Raw genomic sequence first — 16,385 nt, 5'->3', positions numbered from 1 at the left:
CATCATTTAAAACCAAGTATTCATAGTTGTCAACTGTGAATTTAAAAGAACATAAAAAAGCGCCCGGACAGGGCGCTTTTCCTCAAAACTTCCCTTGATATTGCTCGATTTCCCACGCATGAACCGCGGTGCGGTAGCTGTTCCATTCGTCCTTTTTCATAGCGACATATTCATTGAATACGTGCTCACCCAATGTCGCGCGGCCGATTTCCCCGTTTTCAAACGCGGCGATGGCAGCCCCTAAGTCTTCCGGCAAGTTGTCAATTCCAAGCTCGACACGGCGTTCTTCAGACATATGGAAAATATCTTCGTCAATTGCGGACGGAGCTGTTAGACCTTTCTCGACACCGTCAAGACCCGCCGCCGCAATAATGGCGTATGCCAAGTACGGGTTTGCCGACGGATCCGGGCAGCGCAATTCCACACGCGTCGCCATGCCGCGTTTCGCCGGAATGCGAATGAGCGCCGAACGGTTCGAAGCGGACCACGCGATGTAACAAGGCGCCTCATAACCCGGAACAAGCCGTTTGTATGAGTTGACCAGCGGGTTGGTAACCGCAGTGAAATCTTTTACGTTTTTCAGCAAGCCGGCGATGAATTGGTATGCCGTTTCGGACAGTTGGTTCGCATCGTTCGGATCAAAGAACGCATTTTCCCCATCTTTAAAGAGCGACATGTTCACATGCATCCCCGAACCGTTAATGCCAAAAACCGGTTTTGGCATAAACGTTGCATGAAGACCAAATTTGCCGGCAATCGTTTTGACAACCCATTTGTACGTTGTCGCATTGTCCGCTGCGCCGAGCGCATCAGCGTATTTAAAGTTAATCTCATGCTGTCCTTCTGCCACTTCGTGGTGCGACGCTTCGATCGTAAAGCCCATCGCTTTTAGGGCGCGGTAAATTTCGAGACGGACGCGTTCGCCCAAGTCTTTCGGAGACGGTTCGAAATAGCCGCCGTTATCGTGAAGTTCAAGCGTCGGATTGCCGTTTTCATCCGCTTTGAACAGGAAAAATTCCAACTCCGGCCCAACCGAAATCGTATACCCTTTTTCCGCCGCCCGTTCCATCGTTTTTTTCAACACGTTGCGCGGGTCGCCTTCAAACAGCGTGCCGTCCGGGTTGGCTACTGAGCAGAGAAAGCGCGCTTCCGCATATCCTTCCTCGACCGTCCATGGCAACACGGCAAACGTGTTTAAATCCGGGCGGAGGTATAAGTCAGAGCGGTTGATCGGCGAGAACCCTTTGATTGATGAACCGTCAAACATGATTTTTCCTTCGACGACGTCATCAAGCTGTTCCACTGTCACCGTCACATGCTTTAAAATCCCTTCGATGTCGACAAACTGCAAATGAAGAAGCTCGACGTTCTTTTGTTTGATCGTTTCTTTAATTTGTTCGAGCAGCCCCGTTTGGGTGGAGGAAACGAACGTTTTTGACATGTCACATTACCTCACATTCGTACGTTTATTTTCCTAACATGCTTTTATTATAGAAAAAGAACGGCCATTTGGCAACACTTTTTTATCAATTTTTCTGTATTTTTATAACGTTTATCCTGTAAACGGTTTCAAAAATACGGAAGAAAACATGAATATTTATGCAAAAAATAAACAGCCTGAAAGACGGCCGTCTCCCAGGCTGTTCCCAACCGTTCGCTATGGATGTTACGTTTTCTCCTTACGGCGCCGCCACGAACCGGAGGCAATGGGCCGTAGGCCGGTTGCCTTCTCCGCCGTATAGACATACACATACCCTTCAATCGGCCGGCGGGCGTCACGAACCCATACGCGCTCATATTCATTCTCTGCGCGGCCTTCCTTATAATCTTCGAGTTCGTCCATCGCTTTCAGCCCTTGTTCGACGACCGTCAGCCATTCACCCTCAACCTCGCCTTCTCCCCCGAGCACTAGCGCGGGGTACAGGCCAACGTTGTATAAGCGGCCGTTCACGCTCCCCGGGCATACAGCACAAACATACGGAGCCGCCACATGATGATTTTCTTCGCCGGTCAACAGCGTTCCGTACACAAACACGCGATATCGTCTTTCCGCCATCTCCTCGTTCTCCTTTTTGTTTACATAACACAAATTATGAAAACTCAAGAGAAGGAAACAAAAACAATGGAAGCCCTTCCTCTCATCCATCCTTGCCGCTCCGAAGCGGCGCCAGTGTGAATTTGTTCGGTAGATCGCGGCAATAAAAACGCCGTGCCGGCTGCACTCGCAAGCCAACGGCACGGCGGTGACGATTCCGTAACGAACGAATGACGCTTTTTTCATCATATCCGTTTGGCCGCGGAAAGTCAAGCAAATTGGCTAGGATGTTGGCTTCCACAGTAATATGGAAATATTCACTTACCGAAAGACGCTACCGCGGCCGTTAAGACGCCGGTTTCCATTTAATGCTGCAGCCGATGCTCGGTTTTTGCTTTTCCGACACCGGCCGGCCCTCAAGCAAAGCGTCAAGCGCGGCGCGGATCGACTCCCCGGTGACCGGGATGCCGTTATTCGGACGCGAGTCGTCCAACTGGCCGCGGTAGACGCATTTCAGATCCCGGTCGAAAATGTAAAAGTCCGGGGTGCAAGCAGCGTCGTACGCTTTCGCCACCTCTTGCGTCTCATCGTACAAATACGGAAACGGATAGCCGAGTTCTTCCGCCACCTTTTTCATGTTTTCCGGCGAATCGTCCGGATATTGGTCAGCGTCATTGGCGTTAATCGCGACAAACGACACCCCTTTGGGCATGTAATCGTTCGCCAAGCGGACGAGCTCGTGCTGGACATGTTTCACAAACGGACAATGGTTGCAAATAAACATCACGACCGTCGCCACATCGGATTTCACATCGTCAAGGCGAACAAGCCGGCCATCGACGGCGTTCGGGAGGGCAAACGATGGCGCCTGTTTGCCAAGCGGAAACATGTTCGATTCGACAGCTGGCATCAACAACACCCTTTCTCTAACGTTTTCTTCCATTATATCAAAAGACGGATGTCCGCCACAAATGCGGCGCCCAAACCGAACCACACAGCCCGGCATATGATGCCACATAGACGAACGGAAAGGAGGCGTTTGCACCATTGATTTATATGAATAAACACATGACCCCGCGCGTGTACGAACCGGCTGCCACCCCGCCCGCATCCCACCCGGTGTTTTATTACCGCCGCACGGCCGCACAACAAATGCTCGAGCAGCAAGAGCAATGGTTCGGGCAGCTGGCAGAAAAGCTCACCCAGCTTGAAGCCGCCATCGAAGAAGAGCGAAAAAAACAAACGGAACAACGTGAACAGATGGCGAACGTGTTCGCCCGCTTCGAACAGTCGATCGCTGCCGGCTGGGCGCAGCAAAGCGGACAGCTTGCCGACGCGCTGGCCGAGCTCGGACAAACGGTGATAGCCGGACAGACAGCACAGGCCAACTATTACGAAGAGATCACTGCCATGTTGGACTTTCTTCAGCAAGCGGCCGAAACCAGGCAAAAACAGCAAGAAGCGCAAGGCGGGCAGTGGGCGGAAGCGCTCGCCCGCATGGAGCGGTTGCTTATGGAAGCACAGGCGGAGCAGGCCGCGCTGACCGAAATGCTCGGGCGTCTCGAACGGTCGATCACCGCCCAGCAGGAGCGGGAGGAAAAGCGGCAATCACTGTGGGAGGAGCGACTGGCCAAGGAAGAGGCGGCACAGCAAGCCGTCATTGAATCGCTCACCGTACAAAGCGAAGCGATGCGCCGGCTCGAGCAGCGGACGGCCGAGCGCGAACAGCTGGCGGAAGGAATGGCCGTCCGCCTCGAAGGGCAGGAACAATTGTACCAAAAGTTGATGGAACAGTTCGAGCTTCAGCACGTGTTCCACGAGACGGTCATCGAACGGCTTGAAGCGCAAGAGGCAGCGCAATACAAAGTCACCCGCCAGCTCGACAGCTTAAAGGAAGCGTTGTATGAACGGTGTTCATTCATCGTCGACAGCGTTAGGCAGCTGTTTCATTCCTTTTTTCCTAAGCGCAACCCAAAAGCCGACCGCCAGACGGCCGAGCAAAAACAGTCGGTCAGCCTGTGAACTGCCAAGCATCTTGATGAGATTAGCCGATCCGCCGGTAGCGGATCGGTTTTTGCTGAGCAGGTGGGCAAATGAATGGACAAATCGCAATAAAACAGCGCATAATAGAAACTAACCATTTTTTCCACCGCTACGGCGGAAAAAGGAGGAATCGCAATGGCGCTGCAACTGAGCGTCCTCGACCAGTCGCCGATCGCGGAAGGCATGACGGCGGAAGAAGCGCTCGAGAACACCGTCAAGCTCGCTCAGCATGTTGAACAGCTCGGCTACAAGCGGTTTTGGGTGTCCGAACACCACGATACGAACAGCCTTGCCGGTTCGTCCCCAGAAGTGTTGCTCGGCCATATCGGGGCGAAAACAGCGACGATCCGCATCGGCTCAGGCGGCGTGATGCTGCCGCATTACAGCCCGTATAAAGTGGCGGAAAACTTCCATGTGCTTGCCGGCCTTCATCCCGGTCGCGTCGATCTTGGCGTTGGGCGGGCGCCAGGCGGGATGCCGCGGGCGACAATCGCGTTGCAAGGCGACAGACGGCGTCCGGTTGACCGCTACCCGGAGCAACTTGACGATTTGCTTGGCTATTTGTATGACGCCTTGCCGCCGGTTCATCCGCTGTATGGCGTGAAAGCGACGCCGATCGTGCAGTCCCCGCCGGAATTATGGCTGCTCGGCTCCAGTTCGGAAACGGCGAAGCTGGCAGCCGACAAAGGGTTGCCGTACGTGTTCGCCCTGTTTATCAACGGGGAAGGCGGCGAACATTATATGCGGCTGTACCGCGACCGGTTTGTTCCATCGCCGTATTTGGCCGAGCCGCGCGGAATGGTCGCCGTGTTTGCGATTTGCGCCGAAACGGATGAAAAAGCGGAATGGATCGCCGGCAGCCTTGATTTAACGCTCTTGATGATCGAGCAAGGAATGGCGGTCAACGGCACGCCAAGCCCGGAAAAAGCGGCTGCGTATCCGTACAGCCCGTATGAGCGCAAACGGGTGGAAGACAACCGGCGGCGGATGATCGTCGGCAGCCCGGCGCGCATCAAAGATCAGCTATACCGGCTGAGTGAAGCGTATGAAACAGAAGAAATCATGCTGGTGACGATTACATATGATTTCAACGACAAGCTCGCCTCCTTCCGGCTCATCGCCGAGGCGGTATGGAGGTGAAAGCGTGAAGATCATTTCCATCAACGTCGGAAAGCCGAAAATCCTCAACATGGACGGCCGTCCGATTGCGACCGGCATTGACAAAACGCCGGTGGAAGGGCCGATCGCCGTCGGCAAGCTCAACTTGACCGGTGACGGACAAGCCGACCTCGTCCACCATGGCGGCGAGGATAAAGCGATTTGCGCCTATCCGTCCGACCATTTTCCCTATTGGGAGCAGCAATACGGCCGCCCGTTCGCCGCAGGCGCCTTCGGGGAAAACTGGACGCTCGCCGGCTTGACAGAAGACGATGCGTGCCTTGGCGACATCTACGCTGCCGGCACGGCGCTCGTGCAAGTGTCGCAGCCGCGCCAGCCGTGCTTCAAATTGGCCGCCCGCCACCAGCTTCCCGATTTGCCGAAGGCCGTCTGTCAGACAGGAAAAAGCGGGTTTTATTTCCGCGTCTTGCAAGAAGGCGTCGTCGAGCCGGGCGCGCCGCTTATTCTCATGGAGCGCGGGGCCGGGGCGCTGTCGATCGCCTATATAAACCGCATTTCCTATCATGACCGCGGCAATGTAGCAGCCATGGCGCAAATCGCCCGCCATCCCGCCTTATCCGCAAGCTGGCGCAAAGAATTGTTCGAGCGGCTCACGGCCCGGACGCGGCCGTAACGCACCGAAGCAGACGCCCCGCCGGCCTTTCATATGGCGGAAAACGGCGTCCTGTCCCCCCGGCTTCGGCTCGATGGACGGACGCCGTTTCTTTCGTTTTGGCTTCCTTCTATGCCTGTTGCATCGCACGCCCCCAGTAACGGCGATACAGCTCGAAGTAAAACCCTTTGGCCGCCAGCAGCTCCTCGTGCGTTCCTTGTTCGATCACGTTCCCTTCATTCAGCACAAGAATGCGGTCCGCGTTTTGAATCGTGTTCAGCCGATGGGCGATGACAAAACATGTCCGCCCGTTCATAAGCCGGGCCAGCGCCTCTTGGATGCGCACCTCGGTCACCGTATCAATGTTGCTCGTCGCTTCATCCAAAATCAATACCGCCGGATCGGCGATCATCGCCCGGGCGATGGCCAACAGCTGCCGCTGCCCTTGGCTAATCCCGCCGCCCCCGGACGTCAAGACGGTGTCATAACCGTTCGGCAGCTTCATAATAAAGGAATGGGCGTTTGCCTTGCGGGCCGCTTCCTCCACTTCTTCATCCGTCGCCTCAAGCCGCCCATAGCGAATGTTGTCACGAATCGTCCCGGCAAATAAAAACGTATCCTGAAGCACAAACGCCATATGCCGGCGCAAGCTTGCCCGCTTGATCGTCCGGCTGTCGCGGCCGTCGATCAAAATGACGCCTTCATCCGGATCGTAAAAGCGGGTCAGGAGCTGCAATACGGTCGTTTTGCCGGCTCCGGTCGGACCGACGAGCGCGACCGTCTCCCCCGGTGAGACGGAAAACGTCACGCCAACAAGGGCAGGACGCCGCTTGTCATATGAAAACACGACATCGCGAAATTCAATGCGCCCGTCAAGCCGGTCAAGCGCCTCCGCCCCTTGTTCATCTTCCGCTTCGTTCGGCACATCGAGAATTTCCAACACCCGCTCCGCACCAGCCAACGCGGACAACAGGGTGTTCCATTGGTTCGCCAAGTCGTTGAGCGGGCGGGTAAACTGGCGGGCATATTCAACAAATACGACGATCGTTCCGACTGACACGGTTCCCTTCGCTGCAAGCCATCCGCCGATGCCGGCAATGAGCGCAAAACTCAAGTTGTTTAAAAAGTTCATCAACTTCGGAATGAAACCGGAATACGTTTGCGCCCAAAACCCGGCTTGTTTCAGCTCGGCGTTTTTGCGTGCCAGTTCCGCTTCCACGCGCTCTTCCTGGGAAAACAGCTTCACGACTTTTTGGCCGGAAATAACTTCTTCAATAAAGCCGTTCATCTCGCCAAGCGCGCGCTGCTGCTCACGGAAGCGCTTTTGCGTCCGGTTTGTGATCCAGCGCATCCCGGCATACATGAGCGGAACGACGGCGAACGTTACGACCGTCAAAGCGACACTAAGCGAAACCATCACCGCCATCGCGCCGATGAGCGTCAGCGTGCTTGCAATCACCTGGATAACCGTGCTGTTAAACGTCTGGCTCATATTATCGATATCGTTTGTAATGCGGCTCATTAATTCACCTTGCTGACGGCGGTCAAAAAAGGAAATCGGCAGCTCATGAAAATGGCGAAACAGCCGCGTTCTAATCGCATGCACCGTCCGTTGGGCGACGTCGACCATCCAATAGTTTTGCAAAAACGTCGCTGTGCCAAGGGCGGCATAAATCGCCAGCAACAAAAGCAACATCCCGGCAAAGCCGTCCGTTTTCTGCTCAACGATATACAAATCGACTGCGCGGCCAATCACGTACGGGCCGGCAAGCGTCAACGCCGAGCTTGCGACCACCATCGCCACCGCCGCGAGCAGCTTCCGCCTCTGTGGGGCGATAAACGCCCAAAGCCGCCGCAATGTGCCGACGCTGTTTTTCGCCCGCTGCTTCCCCCTAAGATGTGCTCCGTGATGGCTATGCCGTAGTGACATTGCTTGATCCCCTCTTTCCTTCTTGCGTGGCGACAATTCGCCGGTACAGTTCGCTTGTCGCCAGTAACTGCTCGTGGCTTCCTTGGGCGATTAACCGGCCGTCCTCCAAAAGCAAGATCGTATCGGCCGCCATCGCCGTGCTCACTTTTTGCGTCACCATCACGGTCGTGCACGCATGCCGCCGCAATGCGGCGAGCAACTTCGCCTCCGTCGCCGCATCGAGCGCGCTCGTACTGTCATCCAAAAGCAAAATACACGGGTTGCCGACTAACGCGCGGGCGATCGACAGCCGCTGCTTTTGCCCGCCCGATAAATTGACGCCTTTTTGACCAACTACAGCGTCATACCCGTCCGGAAATCGAGCGATCGTGTCGTGGATTTGCGCATCGGCCGCCGCCGCAACAAGCTCCTCCATCGCCGCTTCCGCTTTGCCAAAGCGGAGATTATCGGCGATCGTGCCGGAGAATAGCAGCACTTCCTGAGGAACGAAACGGACAGCCATCCGCAGCTTTGCTGCCGAGAATTCGCGCACATCAATGCCGTCAATCAACACCCGTCCGGCGCTTGGCACATACAAGCGGGGAATGAGCTGAAGAAGCGTCGATTTCCCGGATCCGGTCGCCCCTAAAATCGCCGCCGTCTCTTGCGGACGGATGACAAACGATACGTCGGAAAGGGCGTCATGCCCGCTGTCCGGATAACGGAACGAAACGTGTTCAAACCGAATTTCACCGCACCGGACAGTCAGTCCGTCCGTCTCGCCCGTCCCGTTTCGCTCTCTCGGCGCGTCAAGCAGTTCGGCAAGGCGGGCGGCTGAGGCCCGCGCCCGCGACAATGCCATCGCAATGAAGGTAAACATCGATAACGCCGCCGTCGCCCTCGTCGCATAGTTGACAACGGCAACGACCTGCCCGGCGCTCGCCGTCCCGGACTCGACATCGAGGCGGCCAAAAAACAGAACCGCGACGATGGCCGCGTTCATGACAAACAATACTACCGGCGCAATCGTCTCGACGAGACGGAGCACCCCCATTGTCTGCTGCATCAGTGCATCGTTTGCCGCGGCAAACCGCTGCTGCTCGTACGTTCCCCGCATCCACGCCTTAATGAGGCGCATACCGGCCAAATTTTCGCGCATTACACCGTTGACGCGGTCTAACGCCCGCTGAACGGCGGAAAACGACGACACCGCCTTTTTCATCACCCACAATAAAAAAGCGGCCGAAAGCGGAACAGCCACTGCCAAAATAAACGCTAGACGGGGATGGACGACGAACGCCATCCCGACGCCAAAGACGACGAGAAGCGGGGCGCGCAAGGCAATGCGCAAACTCATAAACAGCATGTTTTGCACCTGTGTGACATCGTTTGTCATCCGGGTAATGAGTGAAGCCGCCGACAGCTGTTCAATGCGCGCCAATGACAGCGACTGAATGTTCGCAAACAGCGCCGTCCGCAGTGCAAAGCCGTATTCTTGCCCGACGTAAGCAGCGGCAAATGAGTTGGCGATGCCGGCAACAAACGCCAACAGCGAAGCGCCAAACATGACGGCACCCCAAGTGAAAATGGCGGTGATGTCCCGTTTCATCACCCCATCATCAATGATTTTCCCCATCAGTAGCGGCTGCCAAAGTTCAATCGCCAGCTCTGTCAACATGAATAGCCAGGCTAAGGCCATCCATCTCCGGTACGGCCGCAAATAAACAAGCACTCGCCGCACGTTGCGCCACTCTCCTCTCCCTGTTCCGACCGCGGTGCCGAGCCTTCTCTTTCCTTCATTTCTAGTTTTATTCTAAACTCGAAACATTTCTTTGACAACGGTAGCGCCTTTAGAACTTGTTTGCCATATGAACAAAAAACCCCGAACGGACGGTCATGGCCGCTCGGGGTCTCGCAGCGCCAACGTGCGCTGCCCGTCAACAGTTAGCCCAACAGCGGTTGTAACACTGCCGGGCCATCTCTTTTGTCACCACTCCGCTCCAACGAGACTTGTCTACAGTTGACATTGCCGCCATGCCGAATAGAGCTCCTCTTGGCCGACTGAATCCGGTAAGCGCAGCGGGGGGAGCGACAGCAGCTGCTGCTCATCGGCAACGATTGGCAATAGCCGGTCAAGCTTGGCAATGAGCAAAATCTTTTCTAACACAGCATTATCCCGGACGATCATGGCCATGGCCCGGCTGGCGCTGACCACTTGCTTGAAAAAGCGGACAAGAAGCGCCAACCCGGTGCTGTCCAAAAATTGGAGGCCGCTGACATCGATCAAAACAAGGCGGCGTTTGACGGCAACTGCCGCCATCGCCAGTTTTTGTTCCGCGGCAAGCTGTGTATCATAAGCGAGCCGCCCGGTCAGCTTAATGCACTCGTATGCAGACTCCGTAACCATTTCAAGTTCAAACGACAACCGATGCTGTTTCATCATATCCCCCTATCGTTGACCAGCCATGCCCCACCCCCGCTGCCCGCGTTCACCGAGACGCCGGCTAAAACGGTCTATGTTGCGCTCTTTGCATTTTCATCACCAGCACCCGCCGCCCGCCTGCCCGCTCCACTAAAGCCGTCGCGTCCATAATTTCATGAATAAGCAATAGTCCGCGCCCCGATTCAGCGAGAAGCACATCGGCGAGCGTTTTTCCGCCGAGTTGTTCCATCGTTTCCTGTGGGATGCCGCCGCCGTCATCCTCGACCGCCACCGTCACTTCATCGTCTGTCATAGAAAAAGACAACGAAACGACCCCCTCTTCCAATCCCGCCTGCCGGACGGCTTTGACGGCATTAACTACCGCCTCATGCACCGCCAGCACAAACAATTCGGCATCGCGGACAGCAAATAACCAGGCGGCTTGCTCTGCGATCAGATCGCAAAATGCAATCGCCTCCTCGCTCGCCTCGCAGCGCACCATCCACTCGGCTATCAAGTTGGCTCCCACCTATCCATGGACTGTAATTGACAACAAACAAATGTCATCGGACGGACGAGCGAGCGAAGGACTTTGACTGATTAGCTGTTCTAGGAAACGTTTATCCGGCAAATGGCGGTAAGTTTGGGTGCATGTACGAATTTTCTCGATGCTTTGCAAAATGGATGGATCCATTTCCTCTAAAATGCCGTCCGTATACAAAAGCAACCGGGCTCGCCTGCCGTAGTCGATCACCCCTTTTTCAAACGGCAAAGAAAACGGGCTGCCGATCGCCAGGCCGCCTTTATCGAGCTCGTGCACGCTTCCATCGTCAAAGACGAGCAGCCCGGCCGGATGGCCGGCGTTCGTGTATTCAATTTTTCGCTCTTTCGTATCAATAACTAAGTAAATCATCGAAAACAAATAACGGATGTCATTTGCCTCATCCGGGAATAAGTTTTGCACATGCTTCTCCAGCTCACTCGCCACAGAAATCGGGTCAACGACACGAACGATCAATCCGCGCAAAAGCGAGCGGAGCAGCATGCTCACTAACGCCGAGGAAATGCCATGGCCCATCACATCAATGACGATCACCCCATAGCGGTATAAATCGATTTGGTAACAAGCGTAAATATCGCCGGATAAATCATCGGACGGAATATAAACCGCTTCCATCGTCACCGCCTGATTTTGAATGAGCGGCGTCAACAAAGTGTGCTGGATTTTTTTCGCCAGCTCGGCTTGGCGCCGGCGCTCAGCCTCCTTTTGTTTTTGCTTGGTGATATCTTCCACAAGGACAACATATCCGCTTGAGCTAGACACCGGAATGACCGTATAGGCAATATGGACCGGCGTGCCGTCCTCGCGTTGCACCATTCCTTCCCCGCATTGCCGCCTCTCGAGCGAAAACGGAAGCGGTGTTTGACCGCCATGGCGGAAAAGCTCCCATATCGGACGGCCGACCGCTTCCTCTTTTCGGCGTCCAAACAGCGTTTCAGCGCTGTTGCCCCAGTCTTGCACCGTCCCGTCCGCTCTCACTGGAACAACGGCAAACGGCGCAGAAGCATAAATGGCGCGCAGCACCTCCGCCGGCGTCAAAGAGGCGGCAGACAGCGCACAATCCCGTTCCGCAAACCGCCAAATGAGCCATTCCCCTTCGCTGCCTGGCAGGGCATAAACGTTCATCCGGCTTGCGTACGTCCGCCCGCCTTTCACTACATGGTGCGCCTCTCCTTGCCAACACCCGTCCTTTTTCACCGCTTGGGCAATATGGTCAAACAAATCGGCAGACCGTTCTGCCGGAAAAAGAGAGCTGGCCGGCCGCCCGATCAATTCCTCTTTGGCCAATCCGAGCCGCTCTGTCATTCGCTCGCTGACCGCAAGAATGAAAAAACGGCGGTCCGTAATCATCATGCCGCTGCCCAACTGTTCCGCATCTAGCTGGTCGATCGCCTGTACATTCGCTTTCACCATCGTTCAACCCTTTTTCTTTAATAGTTAAATCTATCGCCCGCAGCCGACACCGGCTTTCCGAAACAAATGATGCGCCTCGGCGCCGTGCTTCTTCCACCCCGCCTTCGGGCTGTATTTTTATCGCCGTTTCATCTAGTTGTTTCCAAAACAAACAATGCTATTGTTTCATTCGCGTTTTTTCGTCCATTTTCCTTCTTTTTTCGGCAAAAACCATCTAGTCCGTTTTTCTTATTTTGTCGGCTGGCTGAACCGCCGGCGAACCGCGGCGATGATCAGCAGCAACACCGGAATGATGACTTGCAGCGGAATATGCAAGTAAAAAGTGACGATCTTCAATCCTTCGTAAATATGCTCCGCATAATTGCTGGCGATGGCAACCGACAAAAGCAGCACGAGCAGCCCGAGCGGATAGACGAGCCGATGATGGCTCGAAATGCCAAACAAATTGGCCGCCCCGACAACCCCGGCATAAAAAAAGATGGATATTTTAAAAAAGCCGCCGATGATCAACACAATCATAAACAGGATATCAAGCCGCTCTAAAAAATGGGCCACTTGCACGCGGCGGATCGTATCCAAAAGCGGAAACGACGAACGCGACGCCGCATCAGGACCGAGGACGGCCATATTGATCGCCATAATGATCGCCAAATTGACTCCGCTCAGCACCATGCCAGCCACCCCAACTCTTCCTACTTTTACTGGATTGTTGATATATGGAAACAGCATCGTAAACACGATCATCTCCCCGAACGGAACATACAGCGTTTCGGTAAACACCGTTTTCCACACCCGCCTCCAGCTTTCCTCCAACACCGGCTGCAATTGAGCCAGATCGACCAGTCTGGAAACAAACACAAGGATAAATCCGGCGAGCGCCAAAAAATACGACACTGTCAAAAACAGCTCACCGGTGCGCGCAAGCACCTCAATCCCCTTATAGACGCCATACATGACAACCAGCGCCATAATGGCATTTAACACAAACAACGGCGTCTCCGGATAGGCAAATGTTAACAACAGCTCGCCAAAATCGCGCAGCACACGGGCGGCAATGTAAAGAAAATACGTAATATAGACAACTGCTAACAGTTTGCCGAGCGGCGCCCCGACAATTTGCGGCAGGTAAGCGGTCAGCGGCTGGTCGGGATAATATTCGAACAACCGGCGATAAACGAAAAATAACAGCAGCCCGAGCGCCAAGCCGAGCAAAATGGCGATCCATACATCTTGCTTGGCGCTCACGCCGAGCGGAATGACGATGGCGCTGCCGTGTTCGAACAGCACAATTAACACAAATAACTGGCGTGCGTTAATTTTAATGCGCTCCAACTGAATCTCACCGCCTTTGCCTAGTCAACTCCCCTCCCCCGTGCCGGCTTTGGCCGGCGACCATTTATTCTTCTTCTATATATGGCTTGTTCCGCAGCCCGGTGTGGCGGATGTACAGATCAGCCGTTACAGTGACGTCAAGTTCGGGAAAATAGCGGTCGTGCCACTCTTTCTCGATCTTCTTCCATAAGCGTGGGGCAGCGCGGTGAACCGCGTCGCCAAACCCGAAAATATCCGTTTTTTCGCGCTGGGCTGTTTCAATGGCTTTTGTAACCTCCTGTTTGACGTTCCGTTCCAGTTCTTTTTCTAAACGAAATACCACGCCGGCGTCGGCTAAGTTAATGGGGACGCGCGCCTCGCTGATGTCGCCTTCCGCCTTGATATGGACAGAGATGGACGGTCGGCCGTTGTTGACGCGCGCCTCTACATTCGTTTTCGCCCGCGCCGTCCGATAGCCGATCGCTTCCTGTTTTCCTTCCCACGGAATAGTGAGATTCGTTTGGTGAATACGGTCAAGCACCCACATCATGCCGCGCGCTGTCGGCCCGTTCACCCAATGGACGAGGCGGCCGTTTTTGAACAGCGCAAGTCCGTTCAACGTGACGCGGGCGTCAGGCACGGATGACTGCACGTTTTCTTGACGCTTCCCTTTTTCTAAGCTCCCCTCAATGGATACCCCGGTCATGACCGGGTTTCTCCCAGGCGAAGCGATGCCGCGAATCGCCCACCACACATCCGCATGGATCGTTTGTCCCCAAGATTTTTCAGAAAACTCAAGCGTTTTAATAATTTGATTGGCGGAAATTTTATCGATCGGCGTCAGCACTGAGAGTGTATCTTTCGCTGAATGGCCGCGGGCGATGACAAGGCGCGCCGTCGGCCGGAACTGATGGTGCCGCTCCATCACATCGAACACCCCGTCCAATCCTTCGCGCGCCAGTTCTTCGCCGATGACGACTAAGTTCGTATGGGCGTAATACAGGAGACGCGACACTTTTTCTGAGGCTTTCCGGCTCGCTTCGTCCAAGCTGTCTCCGGTTGACGTATAAATCGACACCGGCACACCGCCCGCCCCGCCGCCGCGCTGCGTCGCCCCGGCGACATTGCCCGGGTTGACGACTTGAAAGGAAGCGAGATACTTGCCGTCTTCCGTTTTATCGAGGCCAACGGCAATGACAAACGCCAAATCGGTCAGCTCTTTTTTGCTCCAACAGCCCGAAAGCAAACAGACACAGGCGGCAAACGGCAAAAACATGCCAAGCAGCCGTTTCATGACTCATCCCCCTTCTCTTGGCGCGACGGCGCCGGCGGCTGCGGCTTTTGGTCGCCCGATTGGCGAACGATATTTTTTTGGTTAATCAGGCGCGGCCGCTCGCGAAACATCCATGTCGGGACACGGAACAGCGTATCGCCTATATTTGACGGCGTAAACGGAGCGAGCGGCGACATATACGGGACGCCGAACGAACGCAAGCTGCATAAATGAATCGTCATGACCAAAATGCCCATCATAATGCCGTAAAACCCGAACATCGCCGCCAAAAACATGAGGCCAAACCGGATGAGACGCGCCGAGATGGCAATGGCAAACGACGGCGTGGCAAAGCTGGCAATCGCTGTAATCGAAACGACGATGACCATCGCTGACGATACAAACCCAGCCTCCACCGAGGCCTGGCCGATGACTAACGCCCCGACGATCGACACCGCCTGGCCGACGGCGCGCGGCAAGCGGACGCCGGCCTCGCGCAACACTTCAAACGTCACCTCCATCATGAGCGCTTCAACAAATGCCGGAAACGGCACCGCCTCGCGCTGGGCGGCGATGGCAATGGCGAGCTGGGTCGGGATCATCTCTTGATGAAACGTCGTCGCCGCGATGTAAATGGCCGGAGCAACAAGGGAGATAAAGAAAATGAGCACGCGTAAAAAACGAAGGGCTGTCGCGATGTCAAAACGGGCATAATAATCTTCAACCGCTTGGAAAAATTGAATGAACAATGCTGGTGCGACAAGTACAAATGGCGTCCCTTCGACAAAAATAGCGACCCTTCCTTCAAGCAAATTGGCGGCGACAATATCGGGCCGCTCCGTATGGTACGTTGTCGGGAAGGTGGTAAACGTCTGATCTTCAATCAATTGTTCGATATAGCCGGACTCGAGCACGCTGTCAATGTCGATGCGGCGGAGGCGCGTCTTCACTTCCTCGATGATTTCGTCATTGGCGATTCCTTTCACATACATGATGGCGACATCGGTTTGCGTCACCGTGCCGATTTGCATCGTCTCCAGCCAAAGGTTCGGGTTTTTAATGCGGCGGCGGATCATCGCTGTATTCGTGCGCAATGACTCCGTAAACCCTTCGCGCGGGCCGCGGATGGCGATTTGTGTCTGCGGCTCTTCAATCGAACGGTATTGCCCGCCTTTCGTGCTCGCGCTAATGGCAAACGGCACCCCGTCAATGAGCATCACCGTCGCCCCGGAAAACAGATCAAAAAACAGCTGCTTCCATTCGGCGACATGCTTGACGCCGCCAACCGCAGCGAGCTTTTTTTCAATCCATTGAAACCGCCCTTTTTCCTCGAGCGCGAGCGGAAACGACGCCGTAAGGAGCGGCATAAGCAAAAACTCGTACACATTTTTTTCATCGACGAGCCCGTCGACAAAGACGATGGCCGCTTTCATTTGCGTTTCCTGGCCGAGGGAAAAACGGCGAATGACGACATCGCAGCTTTCTCCGGTCGCCCGCCGAATGATGTCAATGTTCACCGCCAGTTCAGGTGACAGCGGCTCTTGCGGGACGTCCGCCGCTTCGCCGCTATGGTCGGTCCCTTCTTGCTGCACGCCGTCGTTCATCCGATCCTTTTGCCGGCGCATCCCCCACTGAAACAACATACC

General features: G+C 55.1%; 14 protein-coding genes. 3 read left to right on the top strand and 11 right to left on the bottom strand.

Features of this window, described 5'->3' with window-relative positions; genetic code table 11:
• Positions 1-82 precede the first annotated feature (82 nt).
• The 3 genes from glnA to M493_RS07795 all read right to left on the bottom strand — a co-directional run bounded on the left by glnA (position 83) and on the right by M493_RS07795 (position 2,945).
• Positions 83-1,441 (bottom strand): type I glutamate--ammonia ligase, encoded by a 1,359-nt coding sequence (glnA, locus tag M493_RS07805; protein WP_020959774.1) that lies wholly within the window; start codon positions 1,439-1,441, stop codon positions 83-85.
• A 225-nt stretch (positions 1,442-1,666) separates the two neighbouring features.
• Positions 1,667-2,056, bottom strand: a complete 390-nt coding sequence (locus M493_RS07800) for a gamma-glutamylcyclotransferase family protein (protein ID WP_020959773.1) — start codon at positions 2,054-2,056, stop codon at positions 1,667-1,669.
• A 325-nt stretch (positions 2,057-2,381) separates the two neighbouring features.
• Positions 2,382-2,945, bottom strand: a complete 564-nt coding sequence (locus M493_RS07795; protein ID WP_020959772.1) for a thioredoxin family protein — start codon at positions 2,943-2,945, stop codon at positions 2,382-2,384.
• 146 nt (positions 2,946-3,091) lie between these two features.
• Between M493_RS07795 and M493_RS07790 the strand changes: the two genes are divergently transcribed.
• The 3 genes from M493_RS07790 to M493_RS07780 all read left to right on the top strand — a co-directional run bounded on the left by M493_RS07790 (position 3,092) and on the right by M493_RS07780 (position 5,870).
• Complete coding sequence (locus tag M493_RS07790; protein ID WP_235183465.1) at positions 3,092-4,057, top strand: hypothetical protein; 966 nt, start codon at positions 3,092-3,094, stop codon at positions 4,055-4,057.
• A 156-nt stretch (positions 4,058-4,213) separates the two neighbouring features.
• Positions 4,214-5,218 (top strand): LLM class flavin-dependent oxidoreductase, encoded by a 1,005-nt coding sequence (locus M493_RS07785; RefSeq protein WP_020959770.1) that lies wholly within the window; start codon positions 4,214-4,216, stop codon positions 5,216-5,218.
• Between the two features lie 4 nt (positions 5,219-5,222).
• Complete coding sequence (locus tag M493_RS07780; RefSeq protein ID WP_020959769.1) at positions 5,223-5,870, top strand: MOSC domain-containing protein; 648 nt, start codon at positions 5,223-5,225, stop codon at positions 5,868-5,870.
• Between the two features lie 109 nt (positions 5,871-5,979).
• On the opposite strand, the gene M493_RS07775 is transcribed toward M493_RS07780, so the two are convergent.
• The 8 genes from M493_RS07775 to M493_RS07740 form a co-directional block, all read right to left on the bottom strand.
• Complete coding sequence (locus M493_RS07775) at positions 5,980-7,779, bottom strand: ABC transporter ATP-binding protein (RefSeq protein ID WP_020959768.1); 1,800 nt, start codon at positions 7,777-7,779, stop codon at positions 5,980-5,982.
• Entirely contained in the window at positions 7,763-9,499 is a 1,737-nt protein-coding gene (locus M493_RS07770; protein WP_020959767.1) for an ABC transporter ATP-binding protein, read from the bottom strand. The genes M493_RS07775 and M493_RS07770 overlap by 17 nt, the downstream gene beginning before the upstream one ends.
• Positions 9,500-9,772: 273 nt before the next feature.
• Positions 9,773-10,198, bottom strand: coding sequence for an STAS domain-containing protein (locus tag M493_RS07765; protein ID WP_020959766.1), 426 nt, complete (start codon positions 10,196-10,198; stop codon positions 9,773-9,775).
• A gap of 64 nt (positions 10,199-10,262) precedes the next feature.
• The gene (locus tag M493_RS07760; RefSeq protein WP_023817603.1) at positions 10,263-10,697 is read right to left on the bottom strand and encodes an ATP-binding protein; all 435 of its coding nucleotides are present in this window, start codon (positions 10,695-10,697) and stop codon (positions 10,263-10,265) included.
• Positions 10,698-10,709: 12 nt separating this feature from the next.
• Positions 10,710-12,155, bottom strand: a complete 1,446-nt coding sequence (locus M493_RS07755; RefSeq protein WP_020959764.1) for a SpoIIE family protein phosphatase — start codon at positions 12,153-12,155, stop codon at positions 10,710-10,712.
• Positions 12,156-12,383: 228 nt separating this feature from the next.
• Complete coding sequence (locus M493_RS07750) at positions 12,384-13,487, bottom strand: GerAB/ArcD/ProY family transporter (RefSeq protein WP_020959763.1); 1,104 nt, start codon at positions 13,485-13,487, stop codon at positions 12,384-12,386.
• Between the two features lie 64 nt (positions 13,488-13,551).
• Positions 13,552-14,760, bottom strand: coding sequence for a Ger(x)C family spore germination protein (locus M493_RS07745; RefSeq protein WP_020959762.1), 1,209 nt, complete (start codon positions 14,758-14,760; stop codon positions 13,552-13,554).
• Positions 14,757-16,382 (bottom strand): spore germination protein, encoded by a 1,626-nt coding sequence (locus M493_RS07740; protein WP_020959761.1) that lies wholly within the window; start codon positions 16,380-16,382, stop codon positions 14,757-14,759. Before M493_RS07740 ends, M493_RS07745 begins: the two co-directional genes overlap by 4 nt.
• Positions 16,383-16,385 lie beyond the last annotated feature (3 nt).

The sequence above is a fragment of the Geobacillus genomosp. 3 genome (assembly GCF_000445995.2).
Lineage (GTDB): Bacteria > Bacillota > Bacilli > Bacillales > Anoxybacillaceae > Geobacillus.
Note: the sequence above shows the minus strand (reverse complement) of the source record. Positions and strands in the feature narration are given on the sequence as shown.

Excerpts from the sequence above, each read along its gene's own strand:
- glnA (WP_020959774.1), bottom strand. The coding sequence starts at position 1,441 with ATGTCAAAAACGTTCGTTTCCTCCACCCAAACGGGGCTGCTCGAACAA.
- M493_RS07800 (WP_020959773.1), bottom strand. The coding sequence starts at position 2,056 with ATGGCGGAAAGACGATATCGCGTGTTTGTGTACGGAACGCTGTTGACC.
- M493_RS07795 (WP_020959772.1), bottom strand. The coding sequence starts at position 2,945 with ATGCCAGCTGTCGAATCGAACATGTTTCCGCTTGGCAAACAGGCGCCA.
- M493_RS07790 (WP_235183465.1), top strand. The coding sequence starts at position 3,092 with ATGAATAAACACATGACCCCGCGCGTGTACGAACCGGCTGCCACCCCG.
- M493_RS07785 (WP_020959770.1), top strand. The coding sequence starts at position 4,214 with ATGGCGCTGCAACTGAGCGTCCTCGACCAGTCGCCGATCGCGGAAGGC.
- M493_RS07775 (WP_020959768.1), bottom strand. The coding sequence starts at position 7,779 with ATGTCACTACGGCATAGCCATCACGGAGCACATCTTAGGGGGAAGCAG.
- M493_RS07765 (WP_020959766.1), bottom strand. The coding sequence starts at position 10,198 with ATGAAACAGCATCGGTTGTCGTTTGAACTTGAAATGGTTACGGAGTCT.
- M493_RS07755 (WP_020959764.1), bottom strand. The coding sequence starts at position 12,155 with ATGGTGAAAGCGAATGTACAGGCGATCGACCAGCTAGATGCGGAACAG.
- M493_RS07745 (WP_020959762.1), bottom strand. The coding sequence starts at position 14,760 with ATGAAACGGCTGCTTGGCATGTTTTTGCCGTTTGCCGCCTGTGTCTGT.
- M493_RS07740 (WP_020959761.1), bottom strand. The coding sequence starts at position 16,382 with ATGTTGTTTCAGTGGGGGATGCGCCGGCAAAAGGATCGGATGAACGAC.